Genomic DNA, 26273 nt, shown 5'->3' on the forward strand with positions numbered 1-26273 from the left:
CTGTACTTCACTGGCGTTAGGAAAGCCAAAAGTTTGACAATATGGATTGGGCAACTACTATCCATTCCCATGTTCCACTGAATATTGTATACAATATACCATTTCAATAAGTAGTATACTGTCCGCCAACACTCTGTGTCAACGCAAAATTCAGTATCTTGTCACAATTATATCTGTTTGCTTATTGACTGCTGCAGGCAGCCTCCGCAAACATTGGTGCTTTAAAATACTCATATTAAGATTTGGACTGTTCTATTCTTTTCCATGCTGGTTTAAGGGGGACAGCATCTTGCTGAATTTCAATATCACTTGTAATTTCAAGCTGGCAGAGCAAACGGTACCCTTCTGCGAGTTTGTCCTCACCAACCATCTTAATCTCCTTCCAGTTTGGTTCTGGAAGGAACTCAAGCCCTGCTAAAATTCGTGACGCGCATCGAGTACACCTACCCATTCCACAAGAATAGCGGAGCCCTTTGAACTTCCTTAGTCCGGCCAGTACAACCAGGTTACTTCCTGGTCTTACCTTCTGTTCGTACAGGCCGTCCACCCCGTGCAGGATGACGTTCACCATATGCATGCCTCCGTTGTATCCGACTTCGCTGACGACTGTTTTACGACTTCACTTGCTCCATTTACCATTTCGTTGCTGTTTCATTTCGTCATTACTTCATTTCGTTACTGCTTCATTTCGCTGTTACCTGATTTCGTTACTGCTTCATTGTGGGATTCTGCGACTCCGTTGTGCCCTTTGCCACAGACTGACTCCTGTTTTTTGTTAGATATTTTGTGAACCTAAAATGCACTGTGCCGTAGGCCAAAAACGCCAGGACAACAATCGCTGGATTCAAGTTCAGAACGGCCAAGAGCAAAAGAGCTGTAAGGGCAAATCCCGTTCCAGCCGCTTTCCCCAAGCCTTTCCAGGATTTCTTGGTAAAATCGTAGGCCATCAGGCCTAACATCACCACAATGACTGGGTTAACTGCTGCAATCATGCCGTGAACGATTGGTGATTGGCGAAACCATGTCAACGCGTTTAGCAGCAAAACCATGGCCAGGGTAGTAGGAAGAATATGAATAACCACAGCGCTAATTGCCCCTGCTGCACCCTTGACGCGGTATCCTAGGTATGCGGCCATTTTTGTGGCGATAGGACCTGGCAGAGTATTGGCGACGGCTAATATCTCACCAAACTCAGTGTCGTCAATCCACTGGTACCGGTCGACTGCCTCATAACGAAACAACGGTATAATCGCGGGTCCTCCTCCGTACCCAAGCATTCCGGTTCGCAACATGGCCAACGCGATTTCTCGGTAGGCTTTTGGATTGATACAAATCCCCCCTCTACACGCTGTGCTGTAACGTACTACCTTCGCATCATCCCCTCCCATTTAATTTGGTATACAATATACAATACAGACACAATTTTTTCAATTATTAATTTTCTTAAGTGTGCCAAGAGTTTTTCGCAGTGAGATAACTCAACCACTGGGATGGCGCGTTCTATGATGACTGAAACAACTATATTGACACGCGGATAGATGGTATACTCCATACAAAACACGACATATGGAAATCTAAGGGCAAGGGAGTTGGTGAGGAGTGGCACTTTCAACAGATTCCATCAGTGAACAAATTCGTCAGATTTTACGCGATAGAATTTTGGACGGAACGTTTCATCCAGGACAACGACTCTTAGAGCACGCTCTGGCTGAGGAATTTATGGTCAGTAGAACGCCTATCAGAGAGGCCGTTTTGAGATTGGAAGTGGAAGGACTCGTAACAACAAATCCAAGGCGGGGCATTTCAGTCAGTATGGTTAGTAAGGAACAGGTTTTGGAACTCTTTGAAATTCGGCTGTTACTCGAACCGATGGCTGTGGAACTCGCTAGTCAAAGACGCACCCAAGCTGAATTGGAGCGTTTAAGAGAAGCCCTGCAGGCAATGGACGAGACACTGTCGTCTTTGGACGACACAAAACTGGACGAACACCATGCGCAGTTTCATAAGACGATCTACCAAGCAGCCCATAGCCCAAGACTGCTTGAAATCTTATCAGGATTGCTAGGCGACATTCGACGCTTTGCACGACAAAGCTACACGTTTTTCGGACGCGATAAAGAAGCCATGCGGGAACATTGGGCTCTCCTGGACGCAATCAGCCAAGGCGACGGCCAGAGAGCCTTTCAGTTGTCAAGAATCCATATAGAACAGTCCAAGAAAGTGTATATGAAAGTGTATCAGACGCAGACAACGCAACAGTGACTCGGCGGCGGTGCCTTGCGTCCGGGTACCAACGCTACGTGGGCATCATGATTGACGAGGAGAGCGTGATTAAGACTGCTTCTTCAACTGATGACGGTAGGCATTCACTGATTGTTGGACATGCAAATGGATGTACTCTTCCGCTGCGTCCCCGTCTCCAGCCTGAACAGCCTTGATAATCTCTCTGTGCTCATGTGCAGCCTCTTCAGCGCGCCCAGGTTGCTCTCGTCCCAACCTTGCTGTAGCCCGAATCATGTCCAAGAGGCTCCTGAGCATATCGGTCAGTTTCTTGTTCTTGGCAACTTCACAAATCGCCGCAATCATTTGGGACGCATCTGTGACATCTATCTGATTCAACATGTCCTGTTGCGAAGGTGTGATTCGTTCTGCTGCCTGTCTCACCGCAAGTACTTCCAACGTTTCAAGGATGCGAAACATATCAAGAATGTCCTTGTCGGTCAATTCTACAACGATTCCGCCTCGACGAGGAATGATTTCAATAAATCCTTCAGAGTCCAGCTTTCGCAGTGCTTCCCGCACGGGTGTACGGCTGATACGCAGCCGTTCGGCCAGTTCCCGTTCAATTAGGCGTTCGCCAGCCTTCAACTCCCCCAACAAAATCTGCTCCCGAAGAATTTGATAAACTCTTACCTCAAGCGGGCGAAAATCCTCATCGAACAAACCTCCTGCATCCTTACCCACGTTTTTGTCACATCCCATTCCATTCATAATCAGCGAATCTGTCGTATGGTGTATACCTTTGTAGATTCGCGCTGCTCATATACTAGCAATGTGACAACCGAACTGCAAGAGAAAACCTTGTTACGTACCGCCAACTTGACTCTTATAACCCGTGTTTGCTCCTCTTTTCTCCCAAAATTCGCGCAGTTTCGGCAGGGGCGGGAGCTTTGACTGTTCGGGATCCCATGTCAACGTACAATCGCCATACGCATAGGTCTGGCACCCTAACCGGTACCCTTCTTTTAGCATGTCCCCCAACCTGTCGATTTCCGCTTTTCCTACGGGAGAGATGTTGTCCATGCCCTCTTCCACGTAGACTCTGCAAGTTCCGCATCGGCCGCCCGCACAGCGGTAGGGCAACCCTCCCTCGTAGCGAATCGAAGTACGAAGAATGTGTGCTTCTCCCTCGGGCCCAATTTCAATTTTGCGGCCTGATGTCTTGAAGTAGATGCGTCCAGCCATGGTTCGACGACCTCCTCTCTACATTTTTATGTCCGCTTCTGCAGTAACCTCGTAACCCTCTGATGCCAAGGATTCTGCCAAAGCCTCGAGTGCCGCGAGACCAACAGCGGTGTCCTGCTTACCATTCCCGCCACTGATGCCAAGTCCGCCAACCACCTCATTGTCAATGACAATTGGAAAACCTCCCACAAATACAGCGAACCGTCCCGGAAACATGAGTTGAATCCCATATGCTTCGTTGTTAGGGAGAACAGGGCCGTTCGGCGGTTTATTGAACAGGTGTGTAGCACGCCTGTGCCCTGCTGCTGTAAAAGCTTTTGCAATGGCGATTTCCGGTCCCGTAATTCTCGCACCGTCCATGCGCTCCAGTGCGATGAGATGCCCTCCTGCATCCACCACAGCGATGGTTTCTGCCACTTCAATTTCACTAGACTTTTCCTCAGCCGCGGCAATCAGTGTGCGAGCCTCAGCGGTTTCCAGTTGAATCGTCTTCTTCATCACGCGCCCTCCCATTGGCTTATTGAGACCCTTATTCACCGCCGTAGTACACGGTTTTGATCTGTGTAAAGAACTCCAGCCCGGTTCGACCTGATTCGCGAAATGTAGTTGTACTTGAGCGTTTGAGTCCTCCGAACGGAGCATTTATCAAGTTTCCCGTGGTTGTGCGATTAACTTTCACAGTTCCTGCTTCAATCTCTCTAACGAACAGATTCGCCTTGTTGATGTCCCTTGTCACCAAAGATGCCGACAAACCGTATTCCACGTCATTGGCCGCTTCAAGGGCTTCTTCAAGACTGTCAACCGGAATAACAGAAATGACCGGACCGAAAATTTCTTCCCTGGAAATGGTCATAGCCTGCGTTGCATCCGCAAAAATAGCCGGGGTTACGTAATATCCCTTCGCATACTCTCCACCGGTCAAATGCTCGCCCCCATAGACCAGTCGTGCGCCTTCTTTCTTACCAAGTTCGATGTATGATAACACGGTGTCCAATTGGGACTGATTTGCCAAAGGACCCATCTCAACACCTTTGTCCAGTCCATTTCCTATTTTCATGGATTTTGCGGCCTCAATTAATAATGGAAGAAACTCGTCATAGACCGACCGCATGACAATAACTCTGCTTGTACCCGTGCAGGCCTGCCCTGTAAGTCCATACCCACCTTTAATCGTCAGGTCAACCGCCTTTTCCAGATTTCCATCTTCCATCAGAATCAGCGGATTTTTACCTCCGAGTTCCATCTGAGTTCTGGTTGTCAGTGAAGCCTTACTGTGAATCGCTTCCCCCGCTCGGGTCGATCCCGTAAATGTAATGGCCCGAATTCTCACATCTGTCGTCAGTGCGGCCGACACACGCGAAGCCTGCCCCGTTACGAAATTCAATACACCCTTTGGCAACCCGGCATCATACAAGCATTCGACCAACCGCAGTGCTGTGAGCGGTGTGTCTGATGCAGGCTTAAAGACAACCGTATTGCCAGCAGCCAAAGCGGGCGCTATTTTTCGAGAGGGAATAGACATAGGAAAGTTCCACGGAGTAATGACAGCCACCACGCCCAATGGTTCACGATGGCTGAACACAAAGGCATCTCCATCGTCGCTTGGGAACGTTTCTCCCGTAAACGACAGAATTTCCTGGGCGTAAAAGCGGAGTGTGGAAGCAGACCTGGCGACTTCCTTACTTGCGGCGCCGTACAGCTTCCCTTCCTCTCGGCACAATTCCTCTGCATACCTCTCTCTGCGTTCGTCCAGCAGTTGGGCAGCTTTGATGAGGATGGATGATCTCTTGGTTGGGGACGTTTTTCTCCAATCAGCAAAGGCCAATGCCGCGGCATCCACCGCACGCACTGCATCTTCATGATTCATATTGGGGAACTGCCCCAATATGTCAGATGTGTCCGCCGGATTTATGCTTTGAAACCATTCCGACGATTGCGATTCTACCCATTCTCCATCAATCAGGCTCTTAAACTTTTGCACATCATGCACCGTCTCCATTTCCACGCCTCACTTTCATCCTCCAGTAAGTTCTTGTGGAGCGGTACAAAGCACCGCTCCACAATGTCTCATTGCCTTCGTCCCCATCAGGCGGTGACTGTTGACTCTACATCTGGTTGAACATAAGCCCGGTATAGTCCATCCATATACGCCCAGCGCATCGCAGCTCCATCGCGAATCACTTTTAGGCAGCGTTGTTGAAGCTCCGGTGTGTCAGCGTGATCGAGCACAATCTGAAATCCTCTCTCCCCGTGGATTTCATCCGAAACGATATGCAGCGAGAAAAACTCTGCCTCTTCTTCCGAAAATCCGTATTTGTCTAATAGAGGAGGAAGCTGCTTCTTGTAAATCGCCGGCACCTGCGACTCGAGTCCGACAATCAGAGCAGCACTTGCAACAACAAAGTGTTCCCGCATTGCCAGCGCATAGCACCAACTTTGCAGACCTCGAGTCGTCGGCAGCATGTTGTTATCGTCCTTCACACGGTCCGCAGTAGTGCCGCAGGCCTCAGCAAAGCGAATGAGCAAATCCGTATGACGCACGTCACTAATCTCTTCTTCGTACATGTTTTGCAGGAGAAAGTCTTTTGCCTCTTCGAATTTGTCAGATGTATTCCCGTAGATATAGCCCAAGTAGTCGGCAAAAGGACCAACATAGTGGTAGTGATTTTCTGCCCACCTTGCAAAGTGCTTTCTCTGCAGTTTCCCCTCTGCCCAAGCCACACTAAAGGGAGCTGCCTGGGAGTGGCGGCCCTTGATAGCCTCTTCCATTTGCGTCCGAAACTCTTCCTTAGAAAGCATCTCCGTCATACAACCTACCTCCTTGAATTCTTTTCAACTTGCTGGATTCCAAAATACTTCACACAGCATAAGGTATACTGTATACCAAATTGGCCCTATTATATCAATTACACACGAGCAAATCAACAGATAATTCAGTTTCTTGAAATGAAATTGGGATTTAAGTCGAAGATCTTCCTTGCCGCCTCAGCAGTATTTTTTACAGCTTCCTCCACAATCTCGCGCCCCGCTTCATAGGACCCTGCCGGCGCATTCCCGATAGCACCATTCTTCGTCATTTCGTCATAGTAATAAAACCCCTGAATCGCTTGCCCTGGACGGAGCCAGCGCCAAGGCCCCTCCTGAATCTCACCTTTGGCCAAATGGTCCTCTCGAACAATTTCCGGAGCTACATACAAGGATTCAGATACTTCACGTTCACAACTGTGACCGAACAAGTCTGAGTGAACGTGTTTCTTAATACTCTCCTTAGCAGACGCTGTGGTCTTGGTATAAGTAACGTTTACTTGAAGCTCCTGAGAAATCTGCGCTGACGCAACACTTAGCAGCGACTGGTTTCCCCCGTGACTGTTTACAATAAGGAAGTTTTCCAAACCGTGTTGCTTGAGGGACCAAATGATATCTTCCAGCACCTGCAGCAGCGTCTCCGCACGAAGGGTGATTGTCCCAGGAAAGTGAATGTGGTGCATCGACATCCCGAATGGAATGGTGGGAGCAACCAAAACACTTGGGTGAAGTTCATCGGCAATTTTCCTGGCGATTCTTTCAGCGAGTACAGCGTCACAAGATTCATGGAGATGAGGTCCGTGCTGTTCGTGTGCGCCGATTGGCAGCAGGGCCAATTTGACAGTCTCCATAGCCTCTTTCACTTGCGGCCACGTCATTTCACTCAAAACATACGCCACTATCTCAACTCCTCCCCCTCAGATTGTATACACTATACAATATAACGCTATTCTCATAGATATACTACATCTGATACGAATCCAGCGAACGAATTAACATTTTTATCTTTTTTAACCTAAATAACGAAATTGTTGTGGTATGATTCAAGTGAAAAAATACGAGGAATGGTGTGATGAGAATGAAGAAGCTGTTCATGTGGTCTGTTTTCTCTTTGTCAGTATTAGCCATGCTTGTCCCGTCTACTGCATATGCGTCACCCTCTTCATCAAGTACATTCAGTGCACCAAAACGTCTCACTAGGGTTCAGGTAGAACATCTGCAACAGAGCGGCGTGACGCCAAATCCTGTTACACATTCTCTCAATAGATTTTCTCCCATGTTCGCTGTACCAGCTCCGGGCGGTGCTAACTCATACTGGTATCATTTTGCCTCAATGAATCCGTACAGCTTCATTACGACGGAAAGCAGCAAAGACTTTGTCATAGGTAACACAGAGCCGGTTACAATCCAACTCGTTCAGTATCCGGCAACATCGGGATCGATAAATCTAGCTTACACGCTCTACCCAGTTGGAAATGGGTATGCTTCAGAAACCATCCATGTGACGAAACGCTTCACGTCCACCGATGATTGGATAACCTTCCCGAATGTTCAACCAGGTACATATTATCTAGAAGTAGACAATCTCGGCAGTGCGTATATGGACGGCAATGGTATTGTCTATTGGTAGGACACTACGGCGACCGCCGCGTCATCTCAGCCATAACGAGCAAATAAGGCAATTGCGTACGTTCACGCAGTCAAGTGACTCAGTTACTTGACTCAGTTAGCTCAGTGGTGCTGTTTGTAGAGGTCATATGTTACAAACATCCCGTCCTTCGTGATGACTTCTTTTGTCTGTGAGTTGACATTAGCAATGCCCTGCGCAATTTCCGATTTTGGAAGTTTGACAAAATGGCTAGTTTTATAGAATGTCCCGAAATTCGTATAGAGGGCACTTGTGTTCAGGTTGTCCTTTCTATTTTGTGCTTTTGTTAATGGTTTTGGAGTGGTATGCATATTGGATGTAAAATAAGCAACGGACGCGTACCCGGCTCCCATTAAAAGCAATACTCCAGGAATACTGAACCAAAGGGATTTTTTCGTTAGAAAGAAATGCCTTCGAGATGGCGGCGAAGTTTGCTCCAGAGTTGCATAAAGTTGTTGTCTAAAATCATCAACATTTACAACGTTCTGTTTATAGTGTGGCTTCGCCGAACGAATCATTCTATCCACGTTCATGCCAATCACCTCGCTTAGATAATTCCCTTTTCAAGTGCTTTCGCCCGCGAAATATGCGCACTCTGACAGTGCCATTGTCTACATTGAGCACATCCGCAATCTGTTTCGTTGAGAGGTCTTCAAAGTAGTACAGTATAATTGGTGTACGGTAAATGTCCGGAAGAGACAGGACGCAGTCGTAGATCTCCTCAGATTCGATGCGTCGCATATAGGTGTCCTCTGAACTCCTGGAGGTGTTCTCCGGAATGGACCTTGTCAGAACTTCCCGCCATCTCTTCCCTCTGAGTTTCGTTTTGCTCTCATTCATCACCATCCGCATCAGCCACGATAACTCTTTACTTTCATCTCGCAATGGACTATTGGTTCGGAACGATTTGATAAAGACGTCCTGCACGATATCCTCCGCAGTCGACCAGTTCCGAACGTATGAATAAGCAAGTTGAACAAGCTTGTTGGTATATCTGTCTATCCATAATTCTAGTCGTTCTTCCGGAGTCACTTGCTGTCCTCCCATTCAATCTCAAGACGTAACGAAACCCAAAAATGTTTCGTATCATGTTTACCAACTAACAACTATAACTCTCTGCATATGGAATTGTCATGTTCGTACGCCAAAAAAGCAGAGAAACTTCTGAGAGAAATGATGATGGAAGAGAGAGACGTCGTCGCAGAAGACTATCTGAACAAACTTCGTAGAGGCTATCGCAGGTTTATCCCGGTTTTGTCGTGGATGAATCCAGGCTCCTATAAAAGCGGCAGTACTTCAAGCAGAGCGTCTTCCAGCTTGGCTTTTGCGGAGTGCAACGTATCTCCGGAAAAGCCTGGCGTCCATTCATGAAACAACTCGTCACTCACTACCAATGCATTACACACGCGAAAAATGAAAGGACACTGGTTGACCTCTTCTCTATTGGCAAAGTTGGCTTACAGATATGGGAACGGATGTTATTTGCTCGACGATGTGTTCTTATCCGGCTCATGATGATCGGTCTCGTCCCCGGACCTGGACCTAGACATCCTTGTTCTGGACGCTGCTGCTTCTTCAGAGTGCAGTGCATCAGAGTTGGCAGTCTGAGGTGCTTTGCCAGGGCTTTGAGGTGAGTCAGAGGGAGATGAAAAAACGGGATCACGCCGCGAATGCTGTTCGCTCTCGACTTGAGTGTGCCCAGTATTCTCCTGATTCTCTTCATGACCAGCAGCCTCAGGTTGACTCTGATTCGTATGCAGCGGAGTTTCAAAGTAAACGGATTGGCTGGGAAAGGCGACCTGAACGTCCAGCTCCTCCAAAATCTCCATGATTTTAAAGTTGATGTCCTCTTTCACGACCAAATACTCAGCCCAAACTGTAGTTTTAGTAAAAAAGTACAAGAAGATATCAAGGCTACTGCTTCCATAGGTATCAAAGGCAACCATGATGGTCTCTGGATGCACACCGGGATGGTTCTGCAGCAAATTTCGAATCGCTTTGACAACTTCCTCGAGCTTATCTCTACTGGTACTGTAGGTCACACCCAGTTGAAAAGAGACTTGCCTCTTGCCCATCTTCGTCCAGTTGGTGATGGGTTCATTGGCCAACAGAGAGTTCGGTACAATCACAAGTGCTTGAGCAAAGGTGCGTACCTTGGTACTGCGAAACGTGATGTCTTCTACCGTCCCCTGCACACTGGGTGTCTTAATCCAATCATCTATTGAAAAGGGGCGTTCTGTAATGATGACAAAACCTGCAAACAAGTTGGCTAAGGAATCTTTGGCCGCAAGCGCCAGAGCCAAGCCGCCAATTCCCAGGCCAGCAACAAATGTGCCCACATTGAAGCCCCAGATATCCGCAATCATCGCAACCGCAGAAGCAACAATGATAAATCTCAAAAGTCTTGTCAAAAACGGCTTTACAATTCTGTCAAACTGCAAACGAAAACGAGTCCCAAGATTCGTAAACAAATATGCCACTTTATAGAGACCCGTGGCTACAACAACAATAAAGACACTTTGAAGTATCCGTCCAAATGCCTGTGTCGCGGCAGCGTTAAATCCAAGCGCCATCAATGCGAAGTACAAGCCTATGGCAACAATCAACCAACCAAGAGGAGCTTGAAATGCCCGCAGCAACTCATCGTCCAGTTGTGTCTTTGTTTTGCTGGTAAAGCGCAGTGTAAAACGTAGTATATAGCGGCTGAACAAGCGCCGAAACGCCAGTGCTAGCAATAAGATGACAACACTGACACCGACTCTGTGCCAGGGGATAACATGAAGAACATAGTATTGCGTTTCATGCCAGTACTGCTGCCACACGTCTTTTCCTCCGTTCAGAGAGTGTTCTCCTTATTCTAGCGGGAGGACTGAATTGTATCAACATGCAAGCGGTCGGTCTCAACCTCCCACATAGCACGATAGACTCCACGCTTTCCAATCAATTCCTCATGCGTACCTCGTTCAACAATTCGCCCCGCATCGAATACCAGAATCTCGTCAAAGGCTTCCAGCCCGGTGAGGCGATGGGTTATGAGCAAAAGAGATTTGTCTTTTGCTACGCCCTTCAGAACGCTGAGAAACTGTCTCTCTGTCAGCGCATCGAGTCCATTTGTGGGCTCGTCAAGCAGCAGAACAGGTGCTTCTTTGAGCAGTGCCCTGGCTAATGCCAAGCGCTGCTTCTCACCTCCAGAAAACCGTGTTCCAAATTCCCCTACCACAGTTTGATAGCCTTGTGGCAGTGTCCGCAGTAAGCCGTCAATCTGCGCCTGCTCGGCCGCCGCTTCCATTTGTGCATCCGTCGCATCAATTTTGCCCAACCGAAGATTCCCAGCAACCGTATCGTGAAAGAGATGCGCCGACTGTTCAACCAATGCAAAGTTGGCTCTTACTTCTTCAGCGGTCAGACCCTCCACATCCACCCCGCCGAGTTGTATGCTGCCGGCAGAAGGCTGCCACAACCTCATAATGAGATTGATCAATGTACTCTTGCCTGCACCGCTTGCACCAACAACCGCAATGTGCTTTCCTTCTGGCAAGGTAAACGTAATGTCTGTCAAGACATTCTCAGCCTGATTGGGATAACGAAAATGAACGTGATTGAGGGAGACATCAGCAGAGGCAGGGTGGTGCAAAGACTCCCCGTCCAGCAGCGGGCTGCGTTCATCTGCCAGAGCGAAAATTCTTCTTCCGGCTTCCACACATTCTCCTATTTGCTGAAAGGCGGTCGGGATTGGCATTAACGCTTCAAATGCAGACAGAGCCGCCAGCATCATCGCAGCCAACACCACCCCTTTGACCTGGCCCAAGCTGACAGCAGCCGCACCAATCCACAAAACACCCCACATGGCAAGGTGATTCAAGCCAAGCAACAAAGCACTGCTGAGGCCTTCAATGTTTGTCAGGCGAACCTGTTGGCGGTTAAACGCAGACTGCTCCTCCTCGTAGTGGTGCAGCCATTTCTTTACTTGGCCAAAGCTGATGATGTCTGCCATTCCAGCCATAGTGTCCGTCAGGCGGGTGTGAAGGCGACTTTTGCTCCTTACCAACTCGGCTCCGGCCTTCGCACTGAATTGGTGAGACAGCCACGGCACACCAATTCCAGCCAACAAGTACAACAGAACAAATGTAACAGCGGACCAGAAGTTAAAACTCCAAAGGATAGCTGCGGTAAGTATCATAATCAGCAGTGCTACTGCAAGAGGTGCTAAACCGCGCAAATATAAGTTCTGAAGAGTGTCGATGTCCCCGACAACCGCAGCCATTACGTCTCCGCTCTGTCGACTTTGCCACAGCCAAGGGACCAATGGTTCAATCTTGGCATATAACCACACGCGCATCTGTTTTAAAATGCGAAAGGTCAAGTCGTGAGACAGATACCGCTCACCATAGCGAAAAGCGGCCCGTGACAAACCGAAAAACCGCACCCCGACAATTGGCACCCATATCAGCAAAATTGTAATGGGGTGCAGGGCCGCTTTCGAAATCAGATAGCCCGACGTGGCCATCAGACCAACACTGGCACCGATTGTGGCGAATCCAAGCAGTACAGAAAGAAGTGTCTGCCCAGGATAAGGTCGCTGGAATTTCAGCAATCGCCAAATGATGGTGGAGGTTTTCAAATTCGGCTGTAAACTGTTTGAGATGTGTTCCTGCTTCACTGTGCGGCACCCCCAACGTGAGCGCGATGCAATTCACGGTACAGTCCCTCTTCATTGATTAAGTCGCCGTGCGTCCCTACTTGGACGATGCGTCCGTGTTGCATGACAACAATTCGATGGGCCTTTCGTACCGTGCTTAACCTGTGCGCGACCACAATGGCGGTCCGATTTTCTATGAGCCGCCCAAGCCCAGTCTGCACTAAGCGCTCCGTCGCTGCATCCAAGTGAGCCGTCGGCTCGTCCAACAAGACAAGCGGTGCATTTTTTAGCAATGCCCGAGCTACTGCAATACGCTGCTTCTGCCCGCCGCTTAGTCCAACGCCACCTTCGCCAATGACCGTTTGATAGCCGTGGGGCAGTTGCAAAATAAAGTCATGTGCTTGCGCAGCTTTGGCCGCCTCCTCCAGTTCTGCGCTCGCCGCATCCGGCCGCGCCATTAACAGGTTGGCCAAGACCGTGTCGGAAAAGACATGGGACGCCTGTCGCAAAGCCGCAACCTGGCTCCGCCACCGGGCGGTGTCCCACCGCTCCAGCGCTGTACCATTGGCTCGAATCGTACCCTCTGTAGGAGTGAGGAATCCTTGAATTAAATCAAGAAGGGTACTTTTGCCCGATCCGCTTGGACCCACAACAGCGACCATCTCCCCTGCCCCCACCGACAAAGTGACACCTGAGAGTGCGTTCAAGCGGCCCTGACTGTCTCCAGACGAATCGCCAGCACGGCCGTATGAAAATGAGACACTGTCCAGTTCGATGCTTATCCCCCGCACCGCTCCAGCAGGCATCATGGGATGTGCCGGAAGTCTGTCACCCTTGACTTCAACCTCATTGACGTGATTGGCTTGACCTACCCCGTCAACTTCATTCTCATTCACCTCGTTGATCTCGTTGATCTCGTTGATCTCGTTACCGATACCTTGAGGCTCAGCATCCAAAATTTCGAATATAGAACCGGCTGCCACAACTCCGTTCATGCCTGCATGGAACTCACTTCCAAGCGATCGAATTGGTTGATAAAAATCGGGAGTCAAAAGGAGAACAAAAAAGGCAATGAGGAACGAAATATGGCCCGAAATGAGTCGCAGGCCCAGAGATACAGCTACTACAGCTGTTCCGAGGGTCGCGAATAATTCCAGTAAAAATGACGACAGAAATGCAACACGCAACGTTTTCATCGTGGCAGTACGGTATGCTTCGCTAGCCTTTCCCATCCACTCAATCTGCTGACGGCTACGCCCAAACACTTTTAACGTTGTCATTCCTTGAAGAACATCCAAGAACCATGCAGCCAAAATACTCAGTTGCCGCCATTGCCGCTCGCTTGCAGACTCCGCCAACCGCCCCACCAGAATCATAAACATGACAATCAGAGGACCTGTAACAGCCAGTATCAGTGCAGTTATCCAATCCTGCGTCAACACCACAACCAAAAACGCCAAAGGCATCAGTACTGCCAAGGCCATTTGGGGAAGGTACTTCCGAAGAAAGTCCTCCAATTCTTCAATCCCATTGACAACTGTGTTCATGATTTCACCCCTTCTTATACCTGAGGTATAAGAAGGTCCTAGTCTCATCAGATGCTGAAGCACTTGGCGACGCAAATCAGTTTTGACCCGGATGGCAAGACGCGCAGCCGCTGTTTGACTCAACCAAGTCAGAAGTGAACGAATTATAATTAAACAAAGAATCACCCATAACCAGGGTCTTACAGATGAAAAGGACACATGACTTAAAAAGATGCCATTAACAACACGAGCAAGACCGTAGGCTTGTACAATCAGCAACGCTCCACTGAGAACACCAATCGAAACCGTTGCCACGAGCAGCCAGCGTACAGCTCCGACTCGATTTATCAGACGTTTTGTCAACTCATTTACACTATTAGGTGTTGCTTGGTTTTTAGATGCTTTTTCCATGCCATTATCCTAGCACTGCGAGGAACCAAACAAAAGCTGCACCGGAAACGCAGATTTCGAGTCGGCATCAAGTTGTTTAAAAGAACAAGCAACATGCATGTTCAGGGTGTGAGTCCATTCTGACGCGAGGCAAGCGAGCGACCGATAAGACGCAGTTAACCACAAACACTTTTGTGGAAATGGGGCCCAGTATGTCATAATGATTTATATTTGTCGCAATTCTGTTGCAACTACGATAGAATTGTGAGAAAGTTACATTTTTAAAGAACAAACAACAATACCCAGACAAAAGAGTTGCGGTTTGCTTTGCAGACTGACAGAGGTCTGGTGCCGCTTATAAGACAATAATCTGTAACCCAGAACCATACAGGCCAAAGATGCAAGAGTATTGAAGAACGATTTAGGAGAATGATTTAGGAGCACCCATTTAAGAAAGCCGTTCAGGACAATGATCCAGGAGAACGGCCGGAAGAAAATGATTTAAGCGATTGATTCAAGCGATTGATTCAAGAGAATGAGGAAGGGAGTCTTCTACGTGAAACGCACTATGGGGGTTGTAGCTTCAGTCACAGTACTGGCTACATTAGCTGTATCGGGTTGCGGTACGAGCACCGGAAACAAAAACCAAAACACAAGTAGTTCCGGCGCGGGCAACACCGCCAATCAGGCAACGACAAATACGTCGTCAAGTTCAAGTACCGGCGACAAAAACAAGCAGATTACAATTGGCTACATGAATTGGACGGAAGATGTTGCAGCAACGTTCTTGTGGAAGCGGTTGCTGGAGCAGAAGGGATATAAGGTAGACTTGAAACAATTGAGTCCTGGTCCCGTCTGGGAAGGTCTGTACGGAAACCAAGTCAACCTGTTTCTCGACACTTGGATGCCGTATGCTGACAAACATTATATGAACAAATACGGATCACATGTGAATGTGCTCGGACGTTGGTACGCAGGGAATACAAAGGAAGGCTTCGTCGTACCGGACTACATGAAGAATATCAAGACAGTAGCCGACCTCCGGACTCATGCCAAGGAGTTTGGCGGGAAGATTGTGGGTATATCACCGGGATCGATTGAAATGGGCCAAGCCAAAACAGCCATCCAAAAATACAACCTCCCGTATAAGCTTCAATCAAGCTCGTCCGCGGCGATGTTGACAGCGCTGAAACGCGCCTATGATAACAAGCAGCCCATCGTTGTCACATTGTGGAGTCCGCACTGGGCGTTCGCTAAGTATCACTTGCACTACATTCCTGATCCGAAAAATGTATTTGGCAAGCCTGGCGTCATCGAAACCGTAGCCACAAAAACGTGGAGCGCGAGCCATCCTACGGCCATCTCCTGGCTCAAGAACTTCCATTTAAGCGTCAAACAGCTGGGAACGCTGGAAGAAGACATTAATAATCATCCGCAAGACAAGATGGCTGGCGTCGATCAGTGGATCAGCAAGAACAAACAGCTAGTCGACGCATGGTTTAAGTAGGGTTTAAAAGACTATCGAGTAGCGCAGCGCTGCAGGCAGAAAGGGCCTGCAGCGTGGGTTGCGTGGCGCGGATTGCGCGGCACAGTGTGCCGATACCTCGAGGCGCATACCACGGCGAATGGATGTTTGGGGGATACTCGGCTGGGCGCAGACCGGCAGACCCAAATGCGGGCCGTCGGATACCCGGGGGGGTGGTATCCACAAACTGAATAAGCTCCTCTCACGCGCTTATTCCTCCATTTGTCACACCAAACCACTCAATAAGCGCTTCCCAAGCGCTTATTATCCGATTTCCATACCCCGTAGCGGTATCTACAAGCTAAATAAGCTCCTCCCACGCGCTTATTCCTCCATTTGTCACACCAAACCACTCAATAAGCGCTTCCCAAGCGCTTATTATCCGCCACTATACCTAGGGGTGGTATCCGGCGGACTCAATGTCGGCAAATTTATACCCCGCAGCGGTATACAGGAGGGTTAATGCCAGTCATCGAATACGCGGTGGGTGGTATCATCAAACTCATTAAGCTCCTCAGTGCACTTCGGAGACTCCCTCCGCCAGTCCTGTCAGCTGTCGATTCAGGCCTTCCGTGCATGCCGATTATCTGTTCACGATGCCTGGACGCGGTCTTCTAGGGTCATCCAACAACACACGATCTCATTCCCAGTTCCATTTACATTTCGTGAAAAAAGTGTTGGATAGCAAACAAATCAGGCTCGGGTACAGTTTCCTGTATCTGTGTAAAGATGACTTGTTCCTCCAATTGGACATGTCCCTTTAATAAACCGCCCAGCTTATGAAAGGTATTTAAGCTTATATTGTCTACCGATGGCTTGGGAACGGGGGTGGGTGCTGTTTGAGTACCGTGATCGCCATTTGTGTCGGCTTGATCTCTACTTTTTAGTCCCCGATCAGCCCGTTCCGCATCATCACGCACTTCCCCTTCATCACCCATACCATCTCTGATGGTCTGTACAAGCATTCGAATCTGTACGTGCTCAATGAGCATTCTGATGACATTTTCGTCATCCTGTAAATCCTTATACTTTGCGTATGTGGGTAACAACACGTCTTCTTCTTCGCGAAAGTGATGGTTGCCGCTGTCATCCCAGAATTGAATAACCTCTTGCCGCAGTTTGGTTACGTCCTCAATTTGGGCGCGTTTCAGATTCATCGCAACCACCAATGCATGGTGGTGATGACGAGATAATTCCTGAAGTGCTTCATGCCTCTTAATGCCAGCCACAGGCCGCCCCTCCTTCACTCTCTGCCTTCCTATGTACCTCATATTGTAGTCAAGTCCAGGCTGTTCCGCCAAAATGCCAAAATGCCAAAATTCCTACTACAACTATATATGACATCAAACTATCTCTTCACGTCCGGGCCACACGGTACGGAGTTTACGCAAAGCGCGGCTATAGGTGACGCGCACACGTGCCTGACTCCAACCGAGAATACGGGCGGTTTCGAGCACACTGAAACTTTGGTAAATCCGACAGAGAACGACAAGACGCATATGTTGCGGTAATTTGTCGACAAACATCCTGATGCAGGTGGATTCGTCTTGTTTGACGGTGTAGTCCAAGGGATCGACGGCTGTTTCGCTGCTCATTTTTGCAATGTCTTCCCCTTCGACATCGTCCGCCCGATACTTGGCACGACGTGACTGCTTTCGCCAATAATCTGTTATGACATTGCGCGCAATGGCAAGCACCCAAGTGCGCACACTGGATTTGCCATGAAATTGATGATAGTTTCGAGCTACCTTCACGAAGACATCCTGGACAATTTCTTCGGCATCCTCTTCTGTTTGCGCCGCACTTCTGGCAAATGCCATCACAGCAGCGTAGTGTACGTCGTACAATTCTCGAAAACAGGAGTTGGACATGGGGGTGTTCGTGTTCGATATATCAGATGATGACATATGCGTCACTGGCTGCCCCCTCCAGTCAATAGTCCTGTCAGCGACTTTCTATAGACATGAGCCGATCCCGTTACCATGACGTAAAGGGAATTATCTTTCGCGTCATACCACCACGATGTAGCATCGCGATGTAACAGTTGCATGTCCTTGCCCTGATTGACAAGCCACAAGCCAGCCGTCGTTTGCACCAAAGCACGACCGGCACCCGCCCGGCGAATGTCGATAATTCGTCCGCTCACAGATGGACCGGCGGAAATTGACGACGCGTTCACTCCAAACCAAGCGGCCACGCTGAGTTTCGTTGCTGTTTCACTGCTGGCCGGAACGTTTGCCGGACCACTGGTGGACATATGTTTATAATCAGCGGCTAGCACGTAGTACTGATTCAGCCATACGTAAGGGCCGCGGAGCTCAGGAAAAGAGCCCCAGCCCTTTGCAGCCCGTCCCGTCGTTGAAAACGCAGCCAGCCCTCTGGTTGTGACGACAGACACTTCGAACCCGTCTCTTGACCACTGCAGCACATGCCGTGCGCCGCCTGAGACATTCAGCGAGACACCTTGCACCACTGTATGCAGTTTTTTTGTCAACACATTGTACGTTACGATGGTATAGTTTTGAGGTACTTTCCCGGAATCTACAGAATTTGTGTCTGGCAGGACCGCAGCCAAGACGTCTCCGTTTGTCGGCGACCACTCGGCCGCAACCGCTTTTGCCAACCGGGGAACGACCTGCCTGTTGATGCGAACCGATGCACGGGACTTTGACCATATTTTCTCGATCCAGTTGCCGCCCGTACTTTCCTTAGCCCAAACAGTCATCGGCACGTCCGATTCATTTTGGTTGGCTGCATACTTTTTACTGTTCACTTTACTGTTTATATGGCTGCTCGCACCACTGTTTCCGTCAGGCTTTATGGAAGTGGTTTGGGGCAAGTGATGATGGGTACTTCCATAAGTTACTGCGGATTTTTGCAAGTGTTTGCTAGTTACGCCCGAAGAATTTGGTCCAATTGGGAAGTAGCGCACTTGCCCTGCACGCAGGGTGACCCTTCCTGCCTGTACATTCTTATCTACTTGTGCTGTCGCGGTATTTCTATTGCTCTCAGATTGAGATACATTACCCTGTGAGACTGCCTGACGGGCGGCGGACTGATTGGATTTTTGTGAAGTTCTCGGACCTTGAGTCGGCAAATAGGCGAGTACCACACTGCCATTGAGATCCTTCATCACAACCGCACTCGTTGGTGTGGAAGCTGCAATCCTCAATTTTCTGTCAGAGACTTTAATTTCTTGACCGCTCATGTTTTCAAGAAACGTTCCCGTCCCTGGTTTATAAAGTGCCAACCATTGTCCATTGGGAGAAGCCAGCGATTTGTGAACAGATGTATACGCAGGTGAAACGGATCCCAGTGTGGATACCTTCGTCAGTTGGAAACCCTTAGGTACCCCATTTGTCTTGGTTGTGTCTGCTTTGGACACGTGTAGGGAAGCAAAGTGACGAACATTACGTAAAGAAAACCATTTAGCAAAAACAGACTGTTTTGGTGACCCGATATAAGTCAGCAAGCCGGCAGCGACGACGACTGCCGCGACAATGGCCACAACCGGCACCACATTTCTTATCCTGCGCCGAAGCGTGGAATACAGGCCGTTGTAATTTGGAGCATGATAAAACCGGCTCTCCTAAAGTGGCGCATTTTGACGGCCGGCGTCTACAGCCTTTCCATCAGGCAATCCGCTTTCAGGTGAATCTGCATCGAGCGAAGTTGTCCTATTGTCACGAATACCGGTGCTGGAGGATTGGTGATTGGCTGATTCGTGCTCCAACTGCCTCTGAATGTTTATCCATACCCGTTCCTTTTGCATCTGGAAATTACTAGAGTATGCTGTCGTGCTGTCCTCATCAGACAATTTTTGACGGGCCTGCATCGACTTCCTGAGTTTGGCCTCCCATTCAGACGCTTTCAGCTTTTTCCTCACGTCGATACCCCTCCCGCACAAGTCTATTGTATTAGACGGTATTTGGAGGAAAAGCGAAACAACATTTTTCATCATGACTGCATCGCAGTCATCGCAGTCATCGCAGTCATCGCAGCGGGGCCAGCAGTCTCAGCCAGCGCAAGAGCTGCCATGGTCGCCCCCCAGAAATCACAGCAGAGCTTCAATTTCCTGAGGGGTTTTTGGCTGCGAAATCAAATATCCCTGAATCATGTCACAATGATGAGATTGAAAAAATACCCGCTGACTTTCATACTCGACGCCTTCTGCAATCACCTGCAGACCTAGGTTGTGAGCCAGTTGAATCATGGCCATGACGATTTGTCGGTTTGTGGCGTCAGTGTCCAAGTCTTTGACGAACGACTGATCAATTTTCAACACATCAATGGGAAACCGCTTTAGATAGGCGAGAGAGGAATAGCCAACGCCGAAGTCGTCGATAGAGAAGCTGACCCCTAAATTGCGCAGTTGGCGCATTCGGGTGGATGTACTCCGTGTATTGTCCATCAGGCTTCGCTCAGTGATTTCAAACTCAAGAACCGTCCCTTGGAGATGGCAGTTATTTAGTGTTTCCCGTACCACGGAAAAAAAGTCTTCAGACCGAAATTGCCTTGGAGAGAGATTTACCGCAACCGGAACCACACTTATCCCCTTGGTATTCCACTCCTCCAGTTGTGTACAGACGCTTCTGATGACCCAGTGGCCAAGCGGAACAATGAGTCCGTTCTCCTCAGCAATGGGTATGAATTCATCTGGAGACACTTCTCCAAATTCGGGACTCGTCCATCGCAGCAGTACTTCCAGCCCTGCGATGCTGCCTGTCCTTGTATTTACCTTTGGCTGATAGACCAGTGAAAATTCACCGCGGTGGAGTGCTCGATACATGCTGCCTTCCAGTTTCAAACGCCGCATGGGCAGTTCAATTGTATTTTGGGATTTATACCAACTCACATTGTTGCCACCCTGCCTCTTTGCCTCATACATTGCTACATCGGCCTGTCTCAGCAAATCCGCATCAATTTCGTCCGAAAATGAGAACTGGGTCGCACCTAGACTGGCTGTGACCAGAATTTCCTGACCATGAACACAAAACGGCTTGGTATTCAGCCCAGTAATGATGTCCCGCGATAACTGTTCCATCCCATCTCTTGGCTGCCTAAGCAGAATGGTGAATTCGTCCCCGCCAAGACGTGCTACAAACGCTGATGACGGCGTCAACTCACGCAACCTGTCAGCAACCTGACTTAAAAGTTCATCCCCTGCTGCGTGACCAAATGTATCATTCACAACTTTGAACCTGTCGATGTCGAGGAAAAATAGCGCTAGTTCTTCTGAGGGAGAGGCCGATTCCGTCAGACCGTTCGACTGCAAAGCTTCTTGCAGTTGTTCCACGAAGGCGCGGCGATTATACAGATTTGTAAGCTGATCGCGATAGGCCATATTCCAAATTAACTGCTGCGATTGCCTGCGCTCAGTGATGTCCTGAATAACCGCAAGAATAGCCGGTCGATTTCCATACTGAATCAAGCTTGTACGTGACTCAACGTGTATAATTTGCCCATCCAAATTTACGAGTTTCGTCTCTACCGGCGGATTAATACGCCTGCTTGAAGACAATGCACGAAGACGAGGGCGCAGACGGTCATGTTCCTCTTGCGCAATAAAATCCCACATTGACCTGCCCACCAATTGTTCCGGTTTGCTTCCGCCAATGATTTGCGCACCCGTCTGATTGACAAATACAATCCGTCCATTAACGAGGACGGTAATCAATAATGGAGAGGTTTCAACCAACGTTCTGTATAGTTGTTCACTCTCTTGCAGCTTTGCCAAAGCCGTCTTCTCTTGGGTAATATTCCTCGCAAAGGACACAACAAGAGTCTTTCCATGAACATTCAGTTTTGTTGCACTAAACTCCAGTGGTACCGTCTCTCCGGTCTTCCTAATATAGGCACCTTCGAACCTCAATTTCTCATCAGCATAGATACGGGCTAATAAATCAGGAATCCCGCTGTGCCGGCTCGTGGGGGTGATATCGACAGGACTCAATTGCAACAACTCATGTTCCGTGTATCCGAGCAGTTCACACGCGGCCGGATTTACCCGTACATAAGCACCAGGACGACCATCGTCCCCTATAGGAAAAACAAAAATGGCTTCATTGGCAAGTCTAAACATCGATTGATACAATTCGTTGTCAAACACGGAGTCCTCATCCAGCAGTTGAGAGCCTGCGTCAAACACCCTTGAGTCCTTATTGAGCAAGTTTGACGCTGCGTCAAACACTCTTGATCTGTCGTCTCCAAGTGTGAGATTGTCTACGGTTTCGTCATTTTTCTCAATGTGCAAAGATTTATGTAATTTGGTGTCCTCATTACCCTTCTTGTCTTTGGGAGGCTTACCGTTACTAAACTCGCCGTGCGTCACGACCACGCCATTCACGCTCCTTGCACTTACATTTCTGTCCGCAAAGCATTCCTCCTGCACACAAGCGAAAATAAATGATCTATACTGTAAATAGACAAAATCAAACAAATTATGCAAACATCGCGTCAACCTTCTACAATTCTCACTGTGTGGGACAACGTGGCGCAATGATGAAATCCCTTTCAAAGTGCCGGTCTGACAGCCAAACACCATGAGTAATGGAGCCCAAGCAATTACCATATATAGGTTATCAAGAGGTATGCTAAACCTCAGGCAGATAACACATGCTAAAGATGAGCCATATGAAAGAATAAACGGGATGAACGTGGCACAAGTGTATACGCCTGTGGTTCCGTCCAAACTAAACAGTGTGAAAATGTTGGCGGTAACGACTGATTGCAATGACAACTGATTGTTACACTACACAGATATACATAAGGGGCATGGGGATTTGATATTTAAACGAAGTCGCAGTCATGCTAAGAGGCAAGATGGGATAAAGCGGTGGAAATGGAGAAGCTTTTTTAAGTACAGTGCCTTGGCCTTTGCAGTTCTTGTCGGAGGAGGGCTGGGCTTTGGTACTTATCAGTATCAGCAGTTGAGTGCCGCCACACATTTTAGTAACCTGTCGGTTGTCGGCGAGCCCTTGGCCGGGAACAGCGTTGCCAACGGCACAGCAAACACCTCTACAAATGATACCGCGTCGAATCCCGTTCCGACGGTGAACCTTCCGGGAACATTTAACATGCTTCTGATTGGGTCGGATGCAAGACCCGGCGACAAAATCAGCCACTCCGATACCATGGTGTTGGTTCATGTCGATTTAAATCACCACGTGTACAACATGATTAGTTTACCGCGAGATTCACGGACATATTTTCCAGGTTACGGATATACGAAACTCACGACAATCCAGTTCATGGATGAAGACAAATATGGTGTAAACAAGGGGATTGAGCAGACCGTCAAAACCGTATCTGAAGTGACCGGCGTCCCCATTAACTTCTATGCGGAGACCAGTTTCTGGGGTTTGCAGGATATGGTGAATGCGCTGGGAGGTATTAATATTGACTTGCCCTTCACCATCAAACTCACCCATCCATGGCACAAACAAATGAAAGGTGATGTGTTTCAAAAGGGTGAGCACTTCCTTACCGGTGCACAGACAATCGAAGTTGTTCGGGAACGAGACAGTGTACCAGGAGGGGACTATGGGAGACAACAAATCCAGGAACGAGCCTTAATCGGCATTGCGAAGGAAGTGCTTAAACCCCAGAACATACCGCACCTTCCGGCTCTAGCCAAAGCGCTGCCGAAATACTTGATTTCTACGAATCTTTCCACTGAAGATTTGCTTTCGCTTGGATTAAATGTAAAGGCTGATTTTCACCCCGATGAACAAATTCACTACTTTCAGATTCCCAGCACCACAAAATACATCCGCGATGACGTGCTGAAAGCACCGAACGATGAGTTGATTCTAAACCAAAAAACGCTAAAGCAAGTCATACACAAGTACTTCCTCAGTGCGAACGACGTGCCGCCCCGTCAGAAGTCTCCTGGTCCAAACACCATCAGCAGCCCTCGCAGTGAGATTGGCAGGGCAGGAGGCATGACGGCTGGGAACACTGCAGGCTCACCTGGCAGTGCGGGCAGTACAGCTAACATCTTCCAAGGTGATGACCCGGGAAATGAGATTGTAAATCCTGGGTCAAACCCCGCTGATTTCGGACCTCTGGGGGCACCTGCACCAGGTGGAGGTGTGAAGCCTTCACGGTGAATTGACAGCCAGCCCCCATGCCGAGTCAATGCTGCAGCAGACACCACAGGTTCCCCTTACATCACAAGTGTGTCCCACAGAACATCGCGTTTACACAACCGTGCTTGACGGAATACCTGACAGACTGAGTGACGGAATGCTAGACAAAATGAGAGGAGTGCTTTAGACATGCAAGTGAACAAGGAGAACAGTCGAAATTCTGCGATGCCTATCGGTTTAACTGATAGTTCCAGGGTAAGTAACAATTCAAGCAAAGTCCATTTGGACGTGCGTGTTCAGACTTACCTTCCAACTACCTGGATGGTTGCCTACTTTGCGCTGCTTGTTGGTCTCTTTGCGCTCGCCTTATTTTGGATGGAGCGTCTCTTCCATGGCAGCATACCCCCGAATACGTGGTGGTATTATGATATTCCTTGGATTGCCCTAACTGTGGCCTCTTGGTTCCCTACATTTTAATCCCTATACTTTCGTAAAACCTTTTTGTCTGCCGATATGGACCGAGACGCAAAAACCTGTCAGCTTTCTGGTCAGCATTTTGGAGGTTCATGGAATATAAGGGATAAGGACCCGCGCAGAGCCGGTTCATCGCAGGCTGTCTCAATTACTTTAGGGGTTTTCATTCTGATTATGTTCCTCGTCGAAAGTGGAGTCAGTGTATCCACTTGGCTGATGCACTCCCCCGGCCCAAGTCCAGCAGTCAAAGCGAATGTTGTGCAGCAACTGTGTATCCCCTGGATTCTAGCCGGAATTTTCGTTCGATTTCTTCTGAGTTGGAAGTACCCTAATATCATGCTGCTGCGTCGAAACGGCAAACGACTGTGGGTACAGTTCAAAGATTAGATTCACTAAATCTGTCTCTCATATTACTCATTGTTCACCCTACCCCCCATTGACGTAACACTCGAGAGAAACCCTTTTTCTGCATCTTGCCAAGATAACTTATTACGCCTGTCGATAAACCGATATCAAGAAGGAACTCATGACACCAATCGCCGCTATTAACAGAGAAAGTCCGAAGAGAGCACGCTCCATCTGATATCCAATCAGCAAGCCGGCTATGGTTGGACCAAGGAAGAATCCAACAAAAGCGAAGGTTTGCATTACACCGTTCGCAGTACCGCGTTTGTCCTTAGACATCAGTTTGTTGATTTCTGAGGGAATTCCTGCGGTCAGGCACATAAATCCGGCGAGACTCAAAGTCGTCCCCAAAATAGTGAAGACAAGCCCATTTACTGCAAGCAGAATCCATCCGAACAGCGCGGCTGTAAATGCGGCAGATGACACCTGTACGTAGTAGCCTCTATCAGCAAGGGTTGTCGTGATTCTCATCGCAACCATGCCAAGGAGTATTGCGGGTAAAAATACAATCCACATATTCGCAGCGCCAATATCCTGGTTTAATCTCGGGGGTACAACCAGAAACAACTCCGCGTTTAAATAATTGATTGAAAATCCTGAGAGAGACAGCAATTGCACCTGCCTATTCATTAGTATTTTTGTTATTGGTGAAGCCGCTGCTGGCGAGAGCGTCTCTTTGTCAGATTTGGTTTCTGGGACAAATAGAAGAATCAATACAATGGCGGCAAAGATGAGTATAGCGCATCCCAAAAACATATCCTTTACCGATATAATTCGATACAGCAGAGGACCCGCGATGAACGCGGCGACAGCGCCTACGGCGACCATAACTCCTACAATCCCCATTGCTTTGCTCTTTTGACTGTCGTCTTCAATTCCGTCGCCAATCCACGAGTAGGCAATCGCCATTAATGCACCGCTTCCTTGTAGAGCTCGGGCAAGAATGAGCGTGAAGATATCATTTGCAAAAAAAGCAAGAACGAGTCCAGCCGCGAGTTGTGCAAGCCCCGTTAAAATGACTGGCTTTCTTCCAGAAAAATCACTCCATCTACCGTAGGGCAACTGAAAAACAGCATTTGTGAGGCCGTAGATCCCAAGTGCTATGCCGCATAAAAGTGGTGTACTCCACTTTAAGGTTTCCCCGTAAATATTGATAAAGGGATTTAACATCGTCATCGACAGTTCACGCAGTGCAGCTGCGAAGCCCAAGATTACAAGAAATTTGACCTGTAGCTTCGAAAATCTCCCTCTTTGAGGTATACCCATAATGAAAGCCACCTATATAAGATGTATATCTAATAAGATG

Annotated in this window: 25 protein-coding genes; 6 read left to right on the plus strand and 19 right to left on the minus strand. The window is 48.5% G+C overall.

The annotated features are described in order from the left end of the window. Positions 1-235: 235 nt before the first annotated feature. Positions 236-571, minus strand: coding sequence for a 2Fe-2S iron-sulfur cluster-binding protein (locus tag GI364_RS22635; protein ID WP_198851426.1), 336 nt, complete (start codon positions 569-571; stop codon positions 236-238). A gap of 136 nt (positions 572-707) precedes the next feature. Next, positions 708-1328: a chromate efflux transporter ChrB gene (locus GI364_RS22640; protein ID WP_370541872.1), complete on the minus strand. Its 621-nt coding sequence runs from the start codon at positions 1326-1328 to the stop codon at positions 708-710. Positions 1329-1599: 271 nt separating this feature from the next. Here GI364_RS22640 and GI364_RS22645 point away from each other — a divergent pair, with 271 nt between their 5' ends. Continuing rightward, positions 1600-2262: a GntR family transcriptional regulator gene (locus GI364_RS22645; protein ID WP_198851428.1), complete on the plus strand. Its 663-nt coding sequence runs from the start codon at positions 1600-1602 to the stop codon at positions 2260-2262. A 69-nt stretch (positions 2263-2331) separates the two neighbouring features. On the opposite strand, the gene GI364_RS22650 is transcribed toward GI364_RS22645, so the two are convergent. From GI364_RS22650 to GI364_RS22675, 6 genes are all read right to left on the minus strand, one after another. Continuing rightward, positions 2332-2964 carry a GntR family transcriptional regulator gene (locus tag GI364_RS22650; protein WP_198851429.1) on the minus strand — a complete coding sequence of 211 codons (633 nt, stop codon included), beginning with the start codon at positions 2962-2964 and terminating at the stop codon, positions 2332-2334. 120 nt (positions 2965-3084) lie between these two features. Further along, positions 3085-3465 (minus strand): 2Fe-2S iron-sulfur cluster-binding protein, encoded by a 381-nt coding sequence (locus GI364_RS22655; protein WP_198851430.1) that lies wholly within the window; start codon positions 3463-3465, stop codon positions 3085-3087. Positions 3466-3483: 18 nt separating this feature from the next. Continuing rightward, positions 3484-3963: a GlcG/HbpS family heme-binding protein gene (locus GI364_RS22660; RefSeq protein WP_198851431.1), complete on the minus strand. Its 480-nt coding sequence runs from the start codon at positions 3961-3963 to the stop codon at positions 3484-3486. Between the two features lie 31 nt (positions 3964-3994). Further along, a complete protein-coding gene (locus GI364_RS22665) occupies positions 3995-5464 on the minus strand; it encodes an aldehyde dehydrogenase family protein (RefSeq protein ID WP_198851432.1) in 1470 nt (489 codons plus the stop codon). Between the two features lie 86 nt (positions 5465-5550). Beyond that, positions 5551-6273, minus strand: a complete 723-nt coding sequence (locus GI364_RS22670) for an iron-containing redox enzyme family protein (RefSeq protein ID WP_198851433.1) — start codon at positions 6271-6273, stop codon at positions 5551-5553. Positions 6274-6398: 125 nt separating this feature from the next. After that, the gene (locus GI364_RS22675) at positions 6399-7169 is read right to left on the minus strand and encodes a creatininase family protein (protein WP_370541810.1); all 771 of its coding nucleotides are present in this window, start codon (positions 7167-7169) and stop codon (positions 6399-6401) included. Between the two features lie 173 nt (positions 7170-7342). Between GI364_RS22675 and GI364_RS22680 the strand changes: the two genes are divergently transcribed. Continuing rightward, complete coding sequence (locus GI364_RS22680; protein ID WP_233095919.1) at positions 7343-7900, plus strand: hypothetical protein; 558 nt, start codon at positions 7343-7345, stop codon at positions 7898-7900. A gap of 101 nt (positions 7901-8001) precedes the next feature. Here GI364_RS22680 and GI364_RS22685 read toward each other — a convergent pair whose 3' ends face one another. Continuing rightward, the gene (locus GI364_RS22685; RefSeq protein WP_198851435.1) at positions 8002-8451 is read right to left on the minus strand and encodes a hypothetical protein; all 450 of its coding nucleotides are present in this window, start codon (positions 8449-8451) and stop codon (positions 8002-8004) included. Beyond that, the gene (locus GI364_RS22690) at positions 8438-8950 is read right to left on the minus strand and encodes an RNA polymerase sigma factor (protein ID WP_198851436.1); all 513 of its coding nucleotides are present in this window, start codon (positions 8948-8950) and stop codon (positions 8438-8440) included. Before GI364_RS22690 ends, GI364_RS22685 begins: the two co-directional genes overlap by 14 nt. Before the next feature lie 147 nt (positions 8951-9097). Here GI364_RS22690 and GI364_RS24990 point away from each other — a divergent pair, with 147 nt between their 5' ends. Next, positions 9098-9289: a hypothetical protein gene (locus tag GI364_RS24990; RefSeq protein ID WP_233095920.1), complete on the plus strand. Its 192-nt coding sequence runs from the start codon at positions 9098-9100 to the stop codon at positions 9287-9289. Positions 9290-9396: 107 nt separating this feature from the next. On the opposite strand, the gene GI364_RS22695 is transcribed toward GI364_RS24990, so the two are convergent. The 3 genes from GI364_RS22695 to cydD are packed head-to-tail and all read right to left on the minus strand — an operon-like array spanning position 9397 to position 14494. Further along, complete coding sequence (locus GI364_RS22695) at positions 9397-10740, minus strand: mechanosensitive ion channel family protein (protein WP_233095921.1); 1344 nt, start codon at positions 10738-10740, stop codon at positions 9397-9399. 35 nt (positions 10741-10775) lie between these two features. After that, positions 10776-12578, minus strand: a complete 1803-nt coding sequence (gene cydC / locus GI364_RS22700) for a thiol reductant ABC exporter subunit CydC (protein ID WP_198851437.1) — start codon at positions 12576-12578, stop codon at positions 10776-10778. Further along, positions 12575-14494: a thiol reductant ABC exporter subunit CydD gene (gene cydD, locus GI364_RS22705; RefSeq protein ID WP_198851438.1), complete on the minus strand. Its 1920-nt coding sequence runs from the start codon at positions 14492-14494 to the stop codon at positions 12575-12577. Before cydD ends, cydC begins: the two co-directional genes overlap by 4 nt. A gap of 535 nt (positions 14495-15029) precedes the next feature. Between cydD and GI364_RS22710 the strand changes: the two genes are divergently transcribed. After that, positions 15030-15980, plus strand: coding sequence for a glycine betaine ABC transporter substrate-binding protein (locus tag GI364_RS22710; RefSeq protein ID WP_198851439.1), 951 nt, complete (start codon positions 15030-15032; stop codon positions 15978-15980). Positions 15981-16654: 674 nt separating this feature from the next. Here the strand turns inward: GI364_RS22710 and GI364_RS22715 are convergent. From GI364_RS22715 to GI364_RS22735, 5 genes are all read right to left on the minus strand, one after another. After that, positions 16655-17227 (minus strand): hemerythrin domain-containing protein, encoded by a 573-nt coding sequence (locus tag GI364_RS22715; RefSeq protein WP_198851440.1) that lies wholly within the window; start codon positions 17225-17227, stop codon positions 16655-16657. A gap of 114 nt (positions 17228-17341) precedes the next feature. Then, positions 17342-17905: an RNA polymerase sigma factor gene (locus tag GI364_RS22720; protein ID WP_233096212.1), complete on the minus strand. Its 564-nt coding sequence runs from the start codon at positions 17903-17905 to the stop codon at positions 17342-17344. A 5-nt stretch (positions 17906-17910) separates the two neighbouring features. Beyond that, the gene (locus GI364_RS22725) at positions 17911-19518 is read right to left on the minus strand and encodes a hypothetical protein (RefSeq protein ID WP_198851442.1); all 1608 of its coding nucleotides are present in this window, start codon (positions 19516-19518) and stop codon (positions 17911-17913) included. Positions 19519-19587: 69 nt separating this feature from the next. Beyond that, positions 19588-19884, minus strand: a complete 297-nt coding sequence (locus GI364_RS22730) for a hypothetical protein (RefSeq protein ID WP_198851443.1) — start codon at positions 19882-19884, stop codon at positions 19588-19590. 168 nt (positions 19885-20052) lie between these two features. Beyond that, the gene (locus GI364_RS22735; protein ID WP_198851444.1) at positions 20053-22335 is read right to left on the minus strand and encodes a putative bifunctional diguanylate cyclase/phosphodiesterase; all 2283 of its coding nucleotides are present in this window, start codon (positions 22333-22335) and stop codon (positions 20053-20055) included. A 445-nt stretch (positions 22336-22780) separates the two neighbouring features. On the opposite strand from GI364_RS22735, the gene GI364_RS22740 reads away from it, so the two are divergent. Both GI364_RS22740 and GI364_RS22745 read left to right on the plus strand, forming a co-directional pair. Then, the gene (locus GI364_RS22740; protein ID WP_198851445.1) at positions 22781-24109 is read left to right on the plus strand and encodes an LCP family protein; all 1329 of its coding nucleotides are present in this window, start codon (positions 22781-22783) and stop codon (positions 24107-24109) included. Positions 24110-24277: 168 nt separating this feature from the next. Continuing rightward, positions 24278-24565 (plus strand): hypothetical protein, encoded by a 288-nt coding sequence (locus GI364_RS22745; protein WP_198851446.1) that lies wholly within the window; start codon positions 24278-24280, stop codon positions 24563-24565. A 486-nt stretch (positions 24566-25051) separates the two neighbouring features. Here GI364_RS22745 and GI364_RS22750 read toward each other — a convergent pair whose 3' ends face one another. Continuing rightward, the gene (locus tag GI364_RS22750; RefSeq protein ID WP_198851447.1) at positions 25052-26233 is read right to left on the minus strand and encodes an MFS transporter; all 1182 of its coding nucleotides are present in this window, start codon (positions 26231-26233) and stop codon (positions 25052-25054) included. Positions 26234-26273 lie beyond the last annotated feature (40 nt).

The organism is Alicyclobacillus sp. SO9 (assembly GCF_016406125.1).
Classification (GTDB): Bacteria; Bacillota; Bacilli; order Alicyclobacillales; family Alicyclobacillaceae; genus SO9.